Raw genomic sequence first — 17,443 nt, forward strand, 5'->3', positions numbered from 1 at the left:
CTTTTGCGGGCGGCGGACCCTTCCTATATTGCCGGCAGTCACCAACCGGAATCGTGCCTTGCCGCCACGCCTGACATCCTTTGCCGATGACGCCCGCATCGCCTTCGACAATCTCGCCGACCGGGCGAACGGCCTTGTCAATCCGACCGTGCGGCTTGGCGTCACCGGCCTCTCCCGCTCCGGCAAGACGGTCTTCATTTCCTCGCTGGTCCACAATCTGCTGCATGGCGGCCGCCTGCCGCTGTTCGAGCCGGTGCAGTCGGGCCGCGTCTCGGCGGTACGGCTGGAGCCGCAGCCCGATGATGCCGTGCCGCGTTTCCAGTACGAGGACCATATCCGCGCGCTGGTGAAGGACCGTATCTGGCCGGATTCGACCCGCGCCATATCGGAACTGCGAATCACGCTTGATTATCAGAGCGCCAGCGGCTGGAACCGTCTGTTTTCGCCCGGCCGCCTGTCGATCGACATCGTCGATTATCCCGGCGAATGGCTGCTCGACCTGCCGCTGCTCGGCAAGGACTACCGCACCTTCAGCGAGGAAACGATCGCGCTTGCCGAATCCGGCGTCCGTTCCGAACTGTCGCGGGGGTGGCTGGCGCTGACGCGTGCTGCCGATATCCAGGCCGGCGCCGACGAGATGGTCGCCCGCGACCTCGCCGTGGCCTTTGCCGATTATCTCAAGGCCTGCAAGGCCGACGAACGCTCGCTCTCCACCTTGCCGCCCGGCCGTTTGCTTCTGCCCGGCGATCTCGACGGATCGCCGGCGCTGACCTTCGCGCCGTTGGCGCTGCCACCGGACGGGCGTCCCGGCCGCGGCTCGCTGTGGACAATGATGGAGCGGCGCTACGAGGCCTATAAATCGGTCGTCGTGAAACCCTTCTTCCGCGAGCATTTCGCCCGCCTCGACCGCCAGATCGTGCTGGTCGATGCGCTGCAGGCGATGAACCGCGGCCCCGAAGCCGTGCAGGATCTGGAGCGGGCGCTGACCGATGTGCTCGCCTGTTTCCGCCCCGGCACCAATTCGCTGCTCTCCTCGCTGCTCGGGCGGCGCATCGACCGCGTGCTGGTCGCCGCCACCAAAGCCGATCATCTCCACCATGAAAGCCACGACCGGCTCGACGCGCTGACCCGCCGCCTCGTCGATCGCGCCATCGAGCGAATCGGCATGGCCGGCGCCGGCATCGACGTCATGGCGCTCGCCTCGGTGCGCGCCACCCGCGAGGCATCCGTCAAGCGCGACGGTCATGACCTGCCTGTTATCGTCGGCACGCCAATGGAGGGCGAAACCATCGGGGCCGAGCGCTTCGACGGCCTGAGAAAGACCGCGATCTTCCCCGGCGACCTGCCGGAGGATCCGGAGAGCCTGTTCGACCGCATCGCCTCGGGTGCAACAGGCCTGCAGCTGCCGGATGTCAATGTCGTCAGATTCCGCCCGCCGCAGCTTGAGGAAACCGGCGGCGGCATCAAACTGTCGGTGCCGCATATCCGCCTCGATCGCGCCATGCAGTTCCTGTTCGGAGACCGTCTCGCATGAGCAAGCCCCCGTCCGATCCGCCGCGCCGGCCACCTGCCGCCTTCACCTATGAGGATCAGGCCACCGAGCGGCGCGACAGCAGCCGCCACGGAGGTGAGCGGCGCAAGCCGGAAAGCTTCGCTGAACATATCGTCGTCACGGCAGATGAGGACGATCCCTTCCTCAATCCCGACAAGGATCTGAGCGCAGTTCCCGTTGCCGCGCCGCGCAAGCGCCGGACCTCCTTCGGCAAGATCGCCGCCGGCGCCTTCGGCATCCTGCTGTCTCTCGCCATCGGCCTCTGGACCGACAGCCTGATCCGCGATCTCTTCACCCGCGCCGACTGGCTAGGTTACGCCGCCCTTGCCATGCTCGCGGTCGGCATCCTCGCCGTGCTCGCCCTCGTCATCCGCGAGACAGCAGGCATGATGCGCCTTGCCGCCGTCCAGGCAATCAAGGCCGAAGCGGAAGCTGCGATTGCCGAAACCCGGCCGGCCAAGGCCCGCGCCGTCGTCGTGCGGCTCTCCACTCTGCTTTCCGCCAATCCCGAGACATCGAAGGGCCGTGCGACACTGAAGGCGACCGAGGGCGAGGTCATCGATCCCCCGCATCTGATCGCCTTGGCCGAGCGTGAATTGCTCGCTCCCCTCGACCGCAAGGCTCGCGCCCTGATCGTCAACGCCTCGAAGCGCGTCTCCATCGTCACCGCCGTCAGCCCGCGCGCCGTCGTCGACCTGCTCTACGTGCTTTATGAGGCCGTGCGCCTGATCCGCGCCATGGCCGAGCTATACGGCGGCCGCCCCGGTACGCTCGGCATGTTTCGTCTACTGCGTGATGTGCTCGCGCATCTCGCCGTCACCGGCTCGATCGCCGTCGGCGACAGCCTGGTCCAGCAGGTGCTCGGCCATGGGCTGGCCTCCAGGCTCTCGGCCCGGCTGGGCGAAGGCGTCATCAACGGTCTGATGACCGCCCGCATTGGAATCGCGGCGATGGATCTCTGCCGCCCGCTCGCCTTCCACGCCCTGAAGCGGCCGGGAATCGGTGATTTCATCGGCGATCTCACGCCCTCCATGTCACCGCGCAACAACAATCCTTGACCGACCACGCGATTCCGCAGCCTTCACCTTCCCCCGCGTAATGCCGAAATACTTACAGCAAATTCAAGGATATAGCGATGACAGTTTGAAATTGTCGCCGCGCGAAAACCCTGTATCGCCGAGCATTTCGGCACAATCGAAAGGAAGGATTAACCATTATTCGGCAAAACTTGCAGCCAGTTCGTGACTGGTGTTTGCCAAGGAAAATCCATGTATTCGCGCAAGTTTCTCATTATATGCGGTCTGGCCGCCGCGGCATTGTCTCCCGTCGCAGATGTCGCTCCGGCAGCCACTGCCGCAACCCGTGACAAGGCGTTCTTCGATTCCGTCGCCGGTTCATGGAAGGGCCCGGGCGAAATCGTCGCCGGCAAATACAAGGGCACAAAGTTCACCTGTAACCTGATCGGCGAGCCGACAGGCGACAGCAGCGCCGGCATCAAGCTCGACGGCACCTGCCGCGTCGGTGTCTTCAAGCAGCCGATGACCGCGGTCATCTCGCAGTCGGGCTCGACCTACAAGGGCAAGTTCCTCGACGGCGCGGCCGGCAAGGGTCTTGACGTCGTCTCCGGCGCCGTCAGCGAAGATACCGTCGTCGTCGGCATCAACCGCGCCAAGCTGAACGGCGCGATGATCGCCCGCGTGCGCGACGACAAGACGATGAACGTCACCGTTTCGGTCAAGGTCGAAAGCCAGATGATCCCGGTCATCGGCCTGACGCTGACCCGTCAGGTCGACGAGATGGCCGTCGGCTCCATCCAGTAGATAAATCGCACAGCGGATTTTCCTGAAGCGGCGGGTTTCCCGCCGTTTTCCGTTTCAGCTTCTCTGCTTCAGGCGTTCCGCCACCAGTCGCGGCTGTCGTCGGCGACCTCGATGCCGGTGACCTCGGCATCACTAAGCCAGTCATTGACCGCCCTGCCCCTGACGAGCAGGCCCGGCGCGATATCGGCGAGCGGCATCAGCACGAAACCGCGATCGGTCATGCGCGGATGCGGCAGCTCCAGCCGCGGCGCCTCCTGGACGACGTCGCCATAAGTCAGCACATCGATATCGAGCGTGCGCGGTCCCCAGCGCTCGATACGCTCACGCTTCATCTCGCGCTCTATGGACAGGCAGACATCGAGCAACGCTTCCGGATCGAGCCTGGTTTCGACGGCAGCGCAGGCGTTGAAGAAGAAGGATTGGTCCGTCTTGCCCCAGGGCGGCGTGCGATAGAGCCGCGAGACCGCCGTCACCCGGCAGTCATCCCGTTCGTCCAGCCGCTGCAATGCGGCCGCCATCGCCTTGACGGGATCGCCGATATTACCGCCGAGGCCGAGTGTGGCCGATTGCGATGTAGCCTCAGGCAAAGTGTTCAATGCTCACCTGCACGAAATCGAGCACGCCGGGCACCGGCGCGTTCGGCTTGCGCACCGTGATCTTCGCCCGCCGGACCTGCGGGAATGTCTCGCAAAGCCCCTTGGCGATATCAAGCGCCAGGGCCTCGATCAGGTAGCGCCGCTTGCCCGTGACGATCTGCTCGATCACGGCAAAGGCGATGCCGTAATTGACGGTATCGTTGATCGAATCGCTTTCCAGCGCCTCGCCAGCAACGACGTCGAGCTCGGCATCGACGAAGAAGCGCTGACCGAGGAATTCCTCCTCGTCATGCACGCCGTGGCGCGCAAAGAAGGCGCAGTTCTGCAGCGTGATCGTGTAGGTGGTCATGTCGGCCGCTTCCTCTCGAATTCCTGGCGCGCATTCAGCATAGCATCGGCGATGTCGAGCGCATCCCTGTTGATTGCGACATTGTGCACCCGGAAAACCGCGGCCCCCTGAAGCCTGAGCAGAGCGCTTGATGCAGCCGTCGCTGAATCCCTGTCCTGCGCTTCACGTCCCGTCACCGCGCCGAGGAAGCGCTTGCGTGAGGTGCCGGCGAGCAGCGGCAGGCCGAAGCGGGAAAGTTCGGAAAACCGCGCCATCAGTTCCAAATTCTCCTCCGCCGTCTCCTTGGCGAAGCCGAAGCCCGGATCGAGCACGATACGGTCGCTGTTGACGCCTGATGCCGCAGCGATCGCCAGCGACCGTTTGAGAAAATGCACCTGGTCGGCAATGACATCGGGAAGCTTCGCCCTGTCGCGGCCGGTATGCATGATGCAGAGCCCGGCCCCGGTGGCCGCGGCGATGTCGGCGATATCGGGCTCCTTCTGCAGCCCGAACACATCGTTGACGATATGGGCGCCGGCGCCAACCGCAAGCCGTGCCGTCTCGGCACGATAGGTATCGATCGAGATCAGCGCCTGGGTGCGCCCGCGCAGCGCCTCGATGACGGGCAGCACGCGGGCCTGCTCCTCGGAAGGGCTGACTGTTGCAGCGTTCGGCCGGGTCGATTCGCCGCCGATGTCGATAATCCCCGCGCCCTCGTCCACCGCCAGGAGCGCCTGTTCGACCGCCGCATCGACGGTTTCAAAACGTCCGCCGTCGGAAAAGGAGTCCGGCGTCACGTTGATGATCGCCATGATCACCGAACGGCGGCCGAGTTCGATCTCCCGGCCATGGCCGACACGCCATAAACTGCCTTCGCGCCCTGTCACCAGACTTATCCTATTGATCGCGAAAAAAGCGCCATCCGATATTGCGCTTGTGGTGGCTATGCCCCAAGCTCCTGTCGATTTCAACACGGGTTGCGTTCAGAATGCCGCTTGCAGTGCGTTATATGGTCCTTCCTATTGCCTTTTCCATTGCTCTTTCCGTCTGCAGCCCGGTGGCGGCAGAAGTGATCGCATCGAAAAGCTATTCCTATTTCAGCATCAGCGGCAAAACCGCCGATGAGCTCGACCGTGAACTCAGCCGGCGCGGCCCGACGTCGAGCGGCTCCTCGGCGCGCCATCCCGGCGCAACGAAGATCCGCTTTGGCGGTGAAGCCACCTATATCCAGGATAACGGGCGTTGCCGCGTTGGCAACGTCAAGGTCACGGTCCACACCCAGATCATCCTGCCGCGATGGAGCAGCCGCAAGGGCGCCAGCAAGGAGCTGTCGATGATCTGGGATGCCCTGTCGAGCGATATCAAGCGCCACGAGGAGCGTCATGCCGAAATCGCCCGCGATCAGGCCCGCGCCATGGAACGCGCCATTCGCGCGCTGCCGCAACAGCGCAGTTGCGAAGCCATGCAGGAACTCGTCTCCGACGAATCAGCTCGCGGTATAGAAGAGCACGATCGGCAGCAGGCCCGATTCGACCGGGTCGAGGCGGTCAATTTCCAGAAGCGCATGCTGAGATTGCTGAACAATCGAATCAACGGCCGAGCCGGCGAAAAATAAGGTTTTTTCAGTCGGGACGCGAGCGAAAACCTTAGCTGCCCAACGAAACTTGTGCGAAACCTGCCCCCTCCCCAGCGATTGAATGGTCATTTTTCATCCTGGCAGACTCAACCGGAACGCGTTAATATAAACACATTCGAAAGTGCAGCTACGGCAACTGGACTTTCATCGCTGGGTTCTCCTGGCGCGTTCCGAAGCCGCGGATGTTCCTCCCTCATCCGTAGGTAATGCGCCCGCCTCGCCTCGCTCGCTCTAGCGCGCGAGGCGTCTTTTTTGTGAGATCCACATCTGCAGATTTTCTGTCAGCAAAGCGCAGCGCGCTTAGGCTTGACGTTCCGGCACGTGCACCACGAGCCCGTCATAGGCAGCCTTCATGCGGATCTGGCAGGACAGCCGCGAGGTGGGGCGCACATCGAAGGCGAAGTCGAGCATATCCTCTTCCATCGCTTCCGGCTGACCGACCTGTTCGGTCCATGCCTCGTCGACATAGACATGACAGGTCGCGCAGGCGCATGCGCCGCCGCATTCGGCCTCAATGCCGGGCACCGAATTGCGCACGGCATTCTCCATTACGGTGGAGCCTTGGTCGACGTCGAGGTCGAAGCGCGTGCCGTCGAAAGCAACGATGGTAAGTTTTGGCATCAGGACTATTTCCGGTCTTCAAATGATGGGCGGATTTTCTTCCGACAATTCGACGCATCAGTCAACATTGCGGAAATTCGTCATAGCGTCGCAGATCGGGCTTTCGCCCGCCGTCTTCAAAGCGTCATGGAGCAGGTCGCAAAAAGACCCGAGGTTCCGCAATGGAACAACGGGCCTCGTTCGAACGGCATCTTAGTCATGTCGCCCAAAACTGCGCATCGGTTTTGGGACAACGACATGCATAGACGAAAGACTTGGAGATCAGCCGCGGCAGAGCTTCAGGATAAAATTCTCGGCGTCGATGACGGCGGCACCCAGCGCTGCCGTCGCGCCGGCATCGCCGCCGGTTTCCTCGACGACCTCGGCCGTCTGCGACACACGGAACGCGCCGACCGAGCTTGCCGCGCCCTTCAGGCGGTGCGCGGCCGCGCCGACGCGGATGGTTTCACCGCTCGCAATATCCTGCAGACATGCGCGCGCCTGGCGCGCAAACATCTGAAGGACTTCGATTTCCAGCGTCTTGTCGCCCATGGTCTGCTTTGCGAGATGGACCAGATCGATCGGCCGGACCTTTGAGGGACAGGGTCCCTTTGCATTATCCGGCGCCTCGAATACGATGTTCAATGCTGCCATCTGAGCTGCCATTGCCAATTCTCCCGTCTCTATCGTCCGCAGTTGCAACAGTTCTGCGTCAGGAGGGTGGCCATCCCGTTAAATTCCGGCACATTCGGAGCGGAAATCTCGCCATATGGTTAACGTCCGTTAAATATCCCTAAATTATTGGTTTTTAACCGGTGTCGCAGATTCAAAGGTGTTAACAACAGGTTAACGAGCCGTGAATCTCAAGCCTTCATTAATTGTGTGAAGAGCCCAGATGTGTCACTACGATACTGGTGGAGCGGGTTTATGGTACGCGCCTTTGCCGAGCGAGTGGATAATGGTAGTGTTTTGATACCTTCCGTTTGAAAAAGCGGCTATCTACTCTGAAATGACATGCTTATCCGTCCGTCATTGGGATGGAAGGCTGGAACGGCAAAGTTGTCCCCCGGTGAGGCGGAAGCCCGGGATGTGCTACCGGACCGGCCGGATGTAACGAGGCATACCGAATGGCGAACAACAAATATAACGAGTCGATTGAGGACAAAGCGTTCAAGGCATTGGACGAAGCGCTCCAAATCGACTTCGGCAAAGATAACGTGCCGTCTCGCCGCGGCGACGCGCCAGGGGCTCCGGAGGCTAATGTGTCTGATCCAGTAAATGCGCGCAACCAGCAGGCCCAGGAAGAAGCGCAACGCCGCAGCCGCCGCGGTGCCGCCGGCGAGCCGGCGTCCAGGGGGCCGACCTTTGCGCCCGCCAACGATGCCAGCCGCAATACGCCCGCCTCGATCCTGAAATCCTTCGACGGCGCCTCCAGCCGCTCGGCGGTGCGCACCGCCACGCTCTTCTCCGTGCTTTGGGTCATGGCCGGTCTCGGCCTGATGTCGCTGCTTTATGCTCCCGAGATCTGGCAGATCCGTTCAGTCGCCGATCTCGTCGCCCTGCCCGGCGTCATCGCCGGCCTCGTCGGCATCATCATTCCCGTGATGATGTTCTATGCTTTCGCCATCATGATCTCGCGCGCCCAGGATATGCGCAACGCTGCCCGTTCCATGGCAGAGGTGGCCTTGCGCCTGGCAGAGCCGGAAACCATCGCTTCCGAGCGCATCATGACCGTCGGCCAGGCCGTGCGCCGTGAGGTCTCGGCCATGAATGAAGGCATCGAGCGCACCATCGCACGTGCCTCCGAGCTGGAAACGCTCGTCCATTCCGAAGTCAATGCACTTGAACGTTCCTATGCCGACAACGAGTTGCGCGTCCGCGGTCTCGTCCACGAACTCGGTTCCGAGCGTGAGGCGATCGTCAACCATGCCGACCGCATCCGCACCTCGATCGGCAGCGTCCACGATCAGTTGAAGGAAGAGCTGTCGCTTGCGACCGAAGAGATCGCGGTGCGGCTTGCCACATCGGGCGAAGCCTTCGCCTCGCTGATCGATACGCGCGCCGCGACGATCCTGGAGAAATCGGACAGCGCCCTGCAGTCGATGGGCAGCCTGCTCGCCGCCAAGACCGACAGCCTGCTGCAGACGCTGAACGCTTCCGGTTTCGCGCTCGCCACCGAATTCGACAACCGCCTCGAAGCCCTCTCCGTCAATCTCAACGACCATGGCGAAAGACTGCTCAGCCAGTTCGAGACGCGTGCCTCGACTATGGACAGCAGCACCGAAAAGCTGAACGCGGCGCTGAACGAGCGCACCCATCAGCTCAATGAGATCCTGATCGCCCGCACCCGCGAGATCAATGAGAGCCTGACGTCAGGCGGACGCACCATCGGCGGGACGCTCGACGATGTGCTGTCGAAGCTGAACAGCGCGCTCGACGAAAAGGGCGCGAGCTTCCGCCAGAGCCTGCAGACCAGCGCCGACGACGCCGTCATGGATCTCGACGTGCGCTCCGGTTTCTTCGAAGAACGGCTGCAGACGACTGTCGCCCAGCTGTCGACCGCCTTCGACGAACGCGTCGCCGAATTCACCAGCGCTTTCGACAAACGCACCGGCTCGCTCGACACCAAGCTGATGGAGAGCCTCGCCCGCATCAACGAGACGCTGACCGGCGGTTCGGATTCGATCGACGGCATCCTGAGTTCCGGCATCGACCGGCTCGGGTCGTCGATAACAGACCAGTCGCTGGCGCTCGCCACGGCACTCGCCACCGGCCATGAAATGCTGGAAAGCACGGTCGGTGCCCGGGCGGAAGAAATCACCACCGCGCTCACCAGCCGCACCGGTGAACTGACCTCGGCGTTGCAGAGCGCTACCTCCGAAATCGCGCTGGCGCTTGCATCCGGCACCTCCGATCTACAGAACAATCTGCAGACACGCTCGGCCGAATTCCGCGACACGCTGCGCGCCACCACCACTGAGTTGACGACCGCCGTTGCCGAAGGCACCGAGCAGGTGACCGCTGCCTTCGGCGGTCGCGCCGAGGAGCTGAGCGGCGCGCTTGCAGCGCGTGCAGCTGAGATCACCGAGGCGCTCGGCACGGCCCACGGCCGCATCGACAGCGTCATGGCCGAGCGCGGCGGCGCACTGATCGAGGCGCTCACCAGCCATCACGGCCGCTTCGAGGAAGCGCTGACGTCCCGTTCCGACGCCATCATCAACGCCGTTTCCGGCACCCATGACCGCCTTGCCGAGACGCTCGACGAAAAGGCGATGGCGCTCGCTATCTCCCTGAACGAGAGCCAGGCCCGCATCGAGGATACGCTCGAGAGCCGTTCCGCAGCGCTACTGAATGCGGTCTCCGGCACCCATGACCGCCTCTCCGAGACGCTCGATGAAAAGGCGATGGCGCTCGCCATTTCGCTCAATGAAAACCAGGCCCGCATCGAGGATACGCTCGAGACCCGCTCCGCGGCCCTGCTGAATGCCGTCTCCGGCACCCATGACCGCCTGTCCCAAACACTGGACAGCAAGGCGGCGGCCCTGACGACCTCACTCGACGAGCGCCATGCCCGCATCGAGGATGCGCTTGGAACACGTGCCGAGGCGCTGCTGAACACTGTTTCCGGCACGCGCGACCGTCTTGCCGAGACCCTCGACGAAAAGACGACGGCGCTTGCCACGTCCTTGAACGAGAGCCAGGCTCGCATCGAAGATACGCTCAAAACCCGTTCCGCGGCCCTGCTGAACTCGGTCTCCGGCACCCATGACCGCCTGTCCGAGACACTGGACGGCAAGGCGGCAGCTTTTGCCACCTCGCTCAGTGAAGGCCATGCCCGCATCGAGGAGACGCTCGAAACCCGCTCCGCAGCCCTGTTGAATGCCGTCTCCGGCACCCATGAGCGCTTGTCCGAAACGCTGGACGAGAAGGCGATGACGCTCGCCATCTCGCTCAATGAGAGCCAGTCGCGAATCGAAGACACGCTGGAAGCACGCTCCGAAGCCTTCCTCAAATCCGTGTCCGGCACGCATGACCGCCTTTCGCAGACGCTCGACGAAAAGTCGGCGGCGCTTGCCGCCTCCCTGAACGAGGGTCAGAGCCGCCTGCAGGACACGCTGGAGAGCCGTTCGGAATCCTTCCTCAACGCGGTGGCCGCCACTCACGACCGCCTGTCCGAGACACTCGACGACCGGGCCATGGCGCTTGCCATTTCGCTGAACGAGAGCCAGAGCCGTCTCGAGGAGACGCTGACGACGGGCGCCGATGCGATCACCAATGCGGTCTCCGGCACGCATGAAGGCCTGAACGGTGTGCTCGACCAGAAGGCCGCCGCCCTTGCCACCTCGCTGAGCCAAGGCCAGGCCCGCCTCGAGGAAGCCTTGGGGCACCGCACGGCTGCGATCATCGGCGCCGTAACGGCAAGTCACGACCGGCTCACCGATGCGCTCGACGAAAAGACCATGGCGCTCGCAATTTCGCTCGACGATAACCAGAGCCGCTTCGACAGCGCACTTGAAGCCCGCAGCAACTCCATGATGGAAGCCGTTGCCAATGCCGAGACGCGCGTCGCCGGCGCCTTCGCCGACAAGACTGATGCGATCCGTACCGCCTATACCGATAATCAGCAGCGGCTGGAGAATGCACTCTCCCAGCATAGCGCTGCCCTCTCCGGCGTTCTTGATGCCGGCGGCTCGCGCTTCGAAGATATCGTCGGCGGCTTGACCAGCCGCATCGAAGGCCGGTTGAGCGATGCCCATGCGCGACTCGGCGGCCTCGCCGACGAGGCCGCCGCACGCATCGAGCGCGGGCTCGACTCCGCCCATGAACGCATTCGCACGACGCTCGAGGACCGCGCCAACGCCATCGACCTGTCGCTGAACCAGGCCCACGCGCTGATCAGCGATACGCTGACCGAGCAGGCGACCAGCATCGGCACCTCGGTGGCGACCAGCGTCAGCATGCTCGAGATGTCGCTGGAGGAGCGCGAAGCGGCGATCCGCCAGGCCATCGATGCCGGCGCCCAGACATTGGAAGATCGCATGCATGCCGGCGCCGGCCAGATCGCCGGTCGCTTCCAGGAGGCGGCAAACGCGATTTCAAGCTCCACCCAGAACTTCTCCACTCATCTCGATCGGTCGGTCGAAAGCCTGACCGGCCGTTTTGAAGAAACCGGATCGCGGGTGGAAGCCGGCCTTGCGGCGATCGAGACCCGCATCCGCGACGGCGTCGGCGGCGTTGCCGACAAGGTCGAAACGGCCAGCAGCCAGCTCTCCGGCGTGCTCGCCGACGGCATTTCCCGCCTCGGCGCGCTCAGCAACGACGCCACGCAGCGCATCTCGGCGACGCTCGAAGGCAGCGCCGCAAACCTCACCGAGGCGATCGATAGCCGCACCGCCAATCTGGCCGAGACGCTGGACAGCCGGGCCACGAGCCTGACCGGCGCCATCGAAGGCCGCACGGCGCGCCTCGGCGAAACCCTCGACCGCGGCAATGAACGCATCGAGGAACGCCTTTCCACCATGGACCGCGCGTTGACCGTCGGCCTCGAAGCCGTCAACCGCACCATCGAAGGCAAGGCCGCCGGCCTCGCCTCGACGTTGCGCAGCGCCGTAGCCGAAGCAGCCCAGGGAATGGAAGGCGAAGCGACGAGAACCACCGAACTGCTCGGCAAGACCGGCCAGCAATTCGCTGAGGATCTCAATACGAAAAGCGACGAATTCACGCGCACCATGGATGAGCGCTCGTCGCAGATCGTCACCCGCGTCGCCGAAGCCCAGAACCGGCTGGCGAGCCAGGCCGCTGCCGTCGCCCAGACCTTCTCGGAAGCCGGCAACGCCATCGTCAACAAGGTCGCCGAAGCCGAGACCATCGTCGGTACCCAGGTCAACGCCATCTCCAAGGCGTTGTCGGATGCCGGCCAGTCGCTGGAAGCACGCGGCGATGCCATCCGCTCGACGCTGTCGGGAGCCGGCAGCGAGATTTCCGCCACCATGGCGGATGTCGACCGGGCGCTCGAAGCCCGCAGCAGCGCCATTCGCTCCAATCTCGAGGAGCGTGCCCGCGAGATCGACACGACCTTCTCCGAGATCGACCGGGCGCTCGAAGCGCGCGGCAATTCGATCCGCTCGACGCTCGAAGAACGCACCCGCGATCTCAATTCGATGCTATCAGGACGCTCGGTCGAACTGACGCGCATCCTCGACGAAACGGCTCGCCCGATCATCGATCGCTACACCGATGCCGGCGAGCAGGCAGCCGCCCGCATCACCGCCGCGGCCAACCTCAGCGCCGACCGTCTGCGGGCCGAAAACGAAGCGCTCGCCAGCGCCGTTGCCGCCCGCACCGAAAACGTCGCCAATGCCGTAAGCGCCATCGAAAACAGCCTGGTCGGCAACGTCAACGGCCTCGTCCAGCGCATGTCGGAAAGCAGCGCGGCAATGGCGATGATGATGAACCGCGCCGCCGAGCAGCTGGCCAGCGTCGACGGCCGTCTCGGCGACACGACCACGCGCTTTGCCGACTCCGCCACCAAGGCCGCTGAAATGGTCTCCGCCTCGACCAGGCTGCTCGAAGGCAAGGTCGACCGCCTCTCCGACATTTCGGGCCAGACGCTGTCGCAGGTCGGCGGCATCATCGGCCGCTTCGACGAACACTCCAAGGTCCTGACCCAGGCCTCGCAGCTTCTCGGTGCTGCCCAGTCCAACCTCGCCTCGACGCTCGAGGAGCGCGAGAGCGCTCTGCAGACGCTCTCCGTCGGCCTCGTCCAGCGTTCCGCCGAGATCGAAAAGACCATGCAAGGCCTCGGCGGCATGATCGAGACTGTGTTCGAGCAGGCAGAGCAACGCTCCAACCAGGTCTCCGGCAATCTGCGCCAGGGCGTGCAGTCCTCCCTAGCGGATATCGGCCGCATTCTCACCGAAACCGAGAAGCGCGCCCAGGAAGCGGCGGAGACGATGCGCGAGGCGATCACGCGGGCCGGCGACGAGGCCAATACGACGATCGACGGCACCTTCGCCAATGTCGAGCGTCGCTCCGGCGATCTCTCCAACCGCATTCGCGGTGGTCTGACGGCCTCGCTGTCGGAAGTCGAGCGCATGCTCGGCGAAGCCGGCCGCGCTTCCGATGGTGCCGCCCAGAACATGCGGGAAGCGTTGCGCGAAGCGATCGATGAAGCCGTCGGCCGCTTCTCCGGCGCCACCGATGATATTCGCCGCTCCGCCGCCGATATCCGCAACGAGCTCGACGCCACCCGCGCCGAATTGAAGCGCGGCGCCTTCGATCTTCCCGAGGAAGCCAAGGAAAGCGCTTCGGCCATGCGCCGGGCCGTCGCCGAGCAGATCAAGGCGCTGCAGGATATCTCCCAGCTTGTCGGGCGCTCCAGCCAGCAGCTTGAGATCTCCCAGCCCGTCGCCCGCACCCTCGCCCAGGCGCAGCCGGCCCCGCGTCCCGCGCAACCGGCTGTCACCCAGCAAGTCGCAGCTCAGCCGCAGCAGCCGGTAGTGCCCCCTTCGATCGAAGCGACGGGCCTGCGCGGAACGATCGCGCCGGCAGCACCCGCTGCCGCCCCTCAGCGCGCCGCCCCGCAGCCTGCCCCCGCTCGCCAGGAAGCAGTCCGCCAGGAGCCTGCTCGCCCGGAAAGCGGCGGCTGGATCAGCGATCTGCTGCGCGGCGCATCGCGTGAGGAGGCCGCCGACGAGGCGTCTGCTCGTGCCCCGGCCCGGCCGGTGGAAACCGCCGCACCGGCCGCGCGCAGCAACGACAGCCGCAATCCGCGCCACGTCGTCGAATCGCTGAATTCCCTCTCGGTCGATATCGCCCGCGCCATCGATCATGACGCCTCGGTCGATCTGTGGCGCCGTTACCAGCGCGGCGAGCGCGACGTCTTCACCCGTCGCCTCTACACGCTGAAGGGCCAGCAGACTTTCGATGAGATCAAGCGTAAATACGACCGCGAACCGGAATTCCGCACCGCCGTCGACCGCTACATCGGTGATTTCGAAAAGCTGCTCGCCGACGTCGCCCGCACCGATCCGAACCAGACGGTGACGCAATCCTACCTCACCTCGGATACGGGCAAGGTCTACACCATGCTCGCCCATGCAGCAGGCAGGCTCGGCTGAGCCTGCTTGTAACCATCGATCGCACTTGACCGAATTGGACGGGAAGCCACCGCCACACATGTCGAGCGGCTTTCGTTTGTCGGAAGGGCGCGACCGAGAAACCCTCATCGTGCGGCGTTCGAAATGACCAAGGCCTTGCTGATCATCGATGTGCAGAATGCAATTCTCTCCGGCAAAGCCACGCCGGAGCGCCAGCCGCATGTCGATGCCGCACTTGACGAGACCGTCGCTCGGCTCGCAACGCTCCAGGAAAAGGCGAGGCGGACAGGCGCGCCGGTCGTGCTGGTGCAACATGACGGCGACAGGGGCCATCGATTGGCCGTCGGCACGGAAGGATGGGCGCTGCGCGACGAGATCGCACCGAAACAAGGCGAGGTCGTCATCAGCAAGAAAAGCGCCGACTCCTTCTTCGAGACAGATCTCACCGAACGTCTCAACGAACAGTCGGTCACCCACCTCGTCATCGGCGGCTGCATGTCTCAATTCTGCGTCGACACGACGGTCAGACGCGCCGTTTCCCTCGGCTATGACGTGACGCTGATTGCCGATGGTCACACCACCGGCGATACGGCGACCCTGACCTTCTCAGAGATTATCGCCCACCACAATGAAACGCTCGACGGTTTTGACGCGGGCAAGGCGATGGTAGAAATCCGCCCCACCGCCGAGATCGCCTTTTCATAGAGCTCCAGCAGCAACAGCCGACATCGAATCAGAAGCAGGACCGTCTCGCGAGCGCGCGGGCAACAGTCGTTTTTCCGAAGACAATCACATAGCTTCTCCCCCTTGTTCAATGAATGCACGTCAGGCAAGGAGATACGACTGTCTTTGCCTCAGAGGCCGGCGCAGGTCATTTTACTGCTGATATCTTCTATTGTGCATTGCCGGCAGCAGTCCCGGTAAGATCATCTGACGCCCAAGCCTGGATGGCCTGATTGAACACACGTTCACCGTCGGCGCCCTTTTCAAGCGTCAGCAGTGCTCGTTTGCCGTCCTGATAGGAAATCGGCAAATCGATCCATTGGCGTTCAAGCAGTTCAAGGTTCTTGGCACGAGCCTCAGGCAGATCATTGAGCGCCAGCATGTAAAGATTGTCCGTGACCTTGGCGGGGACGGCTATCAATGTGTCACCGCGATCGCCTTCCGTCGCCTTCATTGACATGGACCGGAGACTGTAAATTCCGCCTCCCTTAAATCCCGGCGCGATCCGAAACGACAATTCAACGAGGTGGCTTGCGGAAACGGAGGGATCTGCATTCCGTTCCAGTGTCAGCACTGCAGTGAGGTGACGCTTCGGCACCGCGATGTGCGCTTGGATAACAGGATCGGAATGTCCGCTGGCGTCGGTGCGCATATCGATTGACCAGGTGACAGAACCGGGAACCGTCGTCGGCTGTGCCTTCTCCGGTTTCTCCTCATACAGAAACATCTGAGGAACTAGCGAACGCGGAACGGAGCGTCCGGATGACGCAAAGGCGGAAAAGGGTGAGAAAACGAGCACACATATGCCGACGACCAAAACCATTGCCGAGCGCATCATAGAAATCCCACCCCTCGCAGCGTAACGCTGCTATCGTATAATTTCTTAAATCGGAATTATGCAGCAATTCAAAGTGCTGCGGAAATTCGTGAACAACTGTAGCGGCGAAAACCGGGACCGCAATGCGGCCCCGGCTTCCCATCTACCGATCGGCCGCTATGCCCCAGTTGTAAACGCAGCGATCGAGGCCGATGGCGATTTCGAGGACGAGAACGTCATGGTCGACAGCCGCTCCCTTCTTCGGCTGCGACCGGTAGCGCTGCGGAAAGTCCGTGCGCCGCGAGATCGAGCAGACCTCCATCCATTTGTCGCCATTGTCGACCTCGATATCCATCGTCACCTCGGAATAGGCCGGCAGCCGGTCGGAGGGCACGATGCGCGTCGGCAGATGGATCAGCGAGGCGATCATCCGGCGCACCGGTTCGAGGCAGACGGCATGATAGTCGTTGCCGCTGTCGGCCGTGAAGGCGCATTGGAATTCGAGCTGCCAGAACTCCTTCAGCCGCACATGTTTCGTCGGCTGCTCCTGTTCACGCCGGTAGGACCGGCCCGCCTGCCAGACGCAGAGCGGCAGCTGCGTCTTCGAGTGATTGCCGAGAATATGCTGCATATAGGCATAGGTCGACGGCGTGGTCTCCGGTCTCAGCACCAGCGCGGTATCGCCGGCGGAAAGCTGTTCCTGCACCCAGATATCGGCATTCGAATAGGCGTTTGAGACCAGCGATCGCGGCATCAGCGCCGGCGCCTCGACCCTTCGCACATCCCAGGCGGGATTGACCGATCTCAGAAAACCGCGGACCTCTTGCGAGAAGAAGCCGATCATATGGTCGCGCAGATGGATCTCGCGCTCCTCCCAATGGACGAGCGAATTGACATGATAAAGATTGAGCACGGTGCCTGTCTCCTTGGGCAGCCTTGATTGACCTGGTGAGGGGGCTTTACGTCCAGCAGCGCGCCGGACGCCGATAGCGCCCTGACGTCACGGCTGGACGTGGAGACCTCGTCCGCCAAAAGCGCGCGCAATCGCAACCTGCACGCAGGTGCGGATATAACGGAAGAAAGGCGCGCTCTTCATGCTCATGGGAATTTTCTAAGTGCGATGCGTCCCATTGTCAAAACCGACGACGGTGAGACAAAAGCAATCAGTTGTGGATAGGCCTCTTTTTATTGCCCCTTGTCCTTCATTCCGTCACAAACTTTCTAGATCGGCTTGCGTTTAGGCCAACAACACCGTCCAACGACAGAGACTGC

General features: G+C 63.0%; 13 protein-coding genes. 6 read left to right on the forward strand and 7 right to left on the reverse strand.

The window, feature by feature from the left end; genetic code table 11:
• Positions 1 to 58: 58 nt before the first annotated feature.
• The 3 genes from PO860_RS10115 to PO860_RS10125 all read left to right on the forward strand — a co-directional run bounded on the left by PO860_RS10115 (position 59) and on the right by PO860_RS10125 (position 3,372).
• Positions 59 to 1,534: a YcjX family GTP-binding protein gene (locus PO860_RS10115; protein ID WP_275038291.1), complete on the forward strand. Its 1,476-nt coding sequence runs from the start codon at positions 59 to 61 to the stop codon at positions 1,532 to 1,534.
• A complete protein-coding gene (locus PO860_RS10120; protein WP_183607151.1) occupies positions 1,531 to 2,610 on the forward strand; it encodes a YcjF family protein in 1,080 nt (359 codons plus the stop codon). The genes PO860_RS10115 and PO860_RS10120 overlap by 4 nt, the downstream gene beginning before the upstream one ends.
• A gap of 210 nt (positions 2,611 to 2,820) precedes the next feature.
• Positions 2,821 to 3,372 carry a hypothetical protein gene (locus PO860_RS10125; protein WP_183607150.1) on the forward strand — a complete coding sequence of 184 codons (552 nt, stop codon included), beginning with the start codon at positions 2,821 to 2,823 and terminating at the stop codon, positions 3,370 to 3,372.
• A 68-nt stretch (positions 3,373 to 3,440) separates the two neighbouring features.
• Here the strand turns inward: PO860_RS10125 and folK are convergent, their stop codons facing one another.
• The 3 genes from folK to folP are packed head-to-tail and all read right to left on the reverse strand — an operon-like array spanning position 3,441 to position 5,183.
• Positions 3,441 to 3,959, reverse strand: coding sequence for a 2-amino-4-hydroxy-6-hydroxymethyldihydropteridine diphosphokinase (folK, locus tag PO860_RS10130; RefSeq protein ID WP_272782710.1), 519 nt, complete (start codon positions 3,957 to 3,959; stop codon positions 3,441 to 3,443).
• Positions 3,952 to 4,317, reverse strand: a complete 366-nt coding sequence (folB, locus tag PO860_RS10135; RefSeq protein WP_183607149.1) for a dihydroneopterin aldolase — start codon at positions 4,315 to 4,317, stop codon at positions 3,952 to 3,954. The genes folK and folB overlap by 8 nt, the downstream gene beginning before the upstream one ends.
• Positions 4,314 to 5,183: a dihydropteroate synthase gene (folP, locus tag PO860_RS10140; RefSeq protein WP_272782464.1), complete on the reverse strand. Its 870-nt coding sequence runs from the start codon at positions 5,181 to 5,183 to the stop codon at positions 4,314 to 4,316. Before folP ends, folB begins: the two co-directional genes overlap by 4 nt.
• A gap of 101 nt (positions 5,184 to 5,284) precedes the next feature.
• Between folP and PO860_RS10145 the strand changes: the two genes are divergently transcribed.
• Positions 5,285 to 5,911 carry a DUF922 domain-containing Zn-dependent protease gene (locus tag PO860_RS10145; protein ID WP_097619550.1) on the forward strand — a complete coding sequence of 209 codons (627 nt, stop codon included), beginning with the start codon at positions 5,285 to 5,287 and terminating at the stop codon, positions 5,909 to 5,911.
• Between the two features lie 321 nt (positions 5,912 to 6,232).
• On the opposite strand, the gene PO860_RS10150 is transcribed toward PO860_RS10145, so the two are convergent.
• Together PO860_RS10150 and PO860_RS10155 are read right to left on the reverse strand one after the other, a co-directional pair.
• The gene (locus PO860_RS10150) at positions 6,233 to 6,553 is read right to left on the reverse strand and encodes a 2Fe-2S iron-sulfur cluster-binding protein (RefSeq protein WP_085737415.1); all 321 of its coding nucleotides are present in this window, start codon (positions 6,551 to 6,553) and stop codon (positions 6,233 to 6,235) included.
• Positions 6,554 to 6,814: 261 nt separating this feature from the next.
• Positions 6,815 to 7,198: an Hpt domain-containing protein gene (locus tag PO860_RS10155; RefSeq protein WP_183607146.1), complete on the reverse strand. Its 384-nt coding sequence runs from the start codon at positions 7,196 to 7,198 to the stop codon at positions 6,815 to 6,817.
• A 461-nt stretch (positions 7,199 to 7,659) separates the two neighbouring features.
• Here PO860_RS10155 and PO860_RS10160 point away from each other — a divergent pair, with 461 nt between their 5' ends.
• Positions 7,660 to 14,652, forward strand: coding sequence for an apolipoprotein A-IV repeat region-like domain-containing protein (locus PO860_RS10160; RefSeq protein WP_275038292.1), 6,993 nt, complete (start codon positions 7,660 to 7,662; stop codon positions 14,650 to 14,652).
• A gap of 123 nt (positions 14,653 to 14,775) precedes the next feature.
• A complete protein-coding gene (locus tag PO860_RS10165; protein ID WP_275038293.1) occupies positions 14,776 to 15,336 on the forward strand; it encodes a cysteine hydrolase family protein in 561 nt (186 codons plus the stop codon).
• Positions 15,337 to 15,523: 187 nt separating this feature from the next.
• Here PO860_RS10165 and PO860_RS10170 read toward each other — a convergent pair whose 3' ends face one another.
• Positions 15,524 to 16,192 (reverse strand): hypothetical protein, encoded by a 669-nt coding sequence (locus tag PO860_RS10170; RefSeq protein ID WP_273883802.1) that lies wholly within the window; start codon positions 16,190 to 16,192, stop codon positions 15,524 to 15,526.
• Between the two features lie 142 nt (positions 16,193 to 16,334).
• Positions 16,335 to 17,084, reverse strand: a complete 750-nt coding sequence (locus PO860_RS10175; RefSeq protein WP_275038294.1) for an aminoacyl--tRNA ligase-related protein — start codon at positions 17,082 to 17,084, stop codon at positions 16,335 to 16,337.
• Positions 17,085 to 17,443 lie beyond the last annotated feature (359 nt).

This window comes from Rhizobium binxianense, from assembly GCF_028994275.1.
GTDB lineage: Bacteria > Pseudomonadota > Alphaproteobacteria > Rhizobiales > Rhizobiaceae > Rhizobium > Rhizobium binxianense.

Coding starts and splice junctions, on each gene's coding strand:
- folB (WP_183607149.1), bottom strand. CDS start 4,317: ATGACCACCTACACGATCACGCTGCAGAACTGCGCCTTCTTTGCGCGC.
- PO860_RS10125 (WP_183607150.1), top strand. CDS start 2,821: ATGTATTCGCGCAAGTTTCTCATTATATGCGGTCTGGCCGCCGCGGCA.
- PO860_RS10160 (WP_275038292.1), top strand. CDS start 7,660: ATGGCGAACAACAAATATAACGAGTCGATTGAGGACAAAGCGTTCAAG.
- PO860_RS10120 (WP_183607151.1), top strand. CDS start 1,531: ATGAGCAAGCCCCCGTCCGATCCGCCGCGCCGGCCACCTGCCGCCTTC.
- PO860_RS10145 (WP_097619550.1), top strand. CDS start 5,285: ATGCCGCTTGCAGTGCGTTATATGGTCCTTCCTATTGCCTTTTCCATT.
- PO860_RS10165 (WP_275038293.1), top strand. CDS start 14,776: ATGACCAAGGCCTTGCTGATCATCGATGTGCAGAATGCAATTCTCTCC.
- PO860_RS10150 (WP_085737415.1), bottom strand. CDS start 6,553: ATGCCAAAACTTACCATCGTTGCTTTCGACGGCACGCGCTTCGACCTC.
- PO860_RS10155 (WP_183607146.1), bottom strand. CDS start 7,198: ATGGCAGCTCAGATGGCAGCATTGAACATCGTATTCGAGGCGCCGGAT.
- PO860_RS10170 (WP_273883802.1), bottom strand. CDS start 16,192: ATGATGCGCTCGGCAATGGTTTTGGTCGTCGGCATATGTGTGCTCGTT.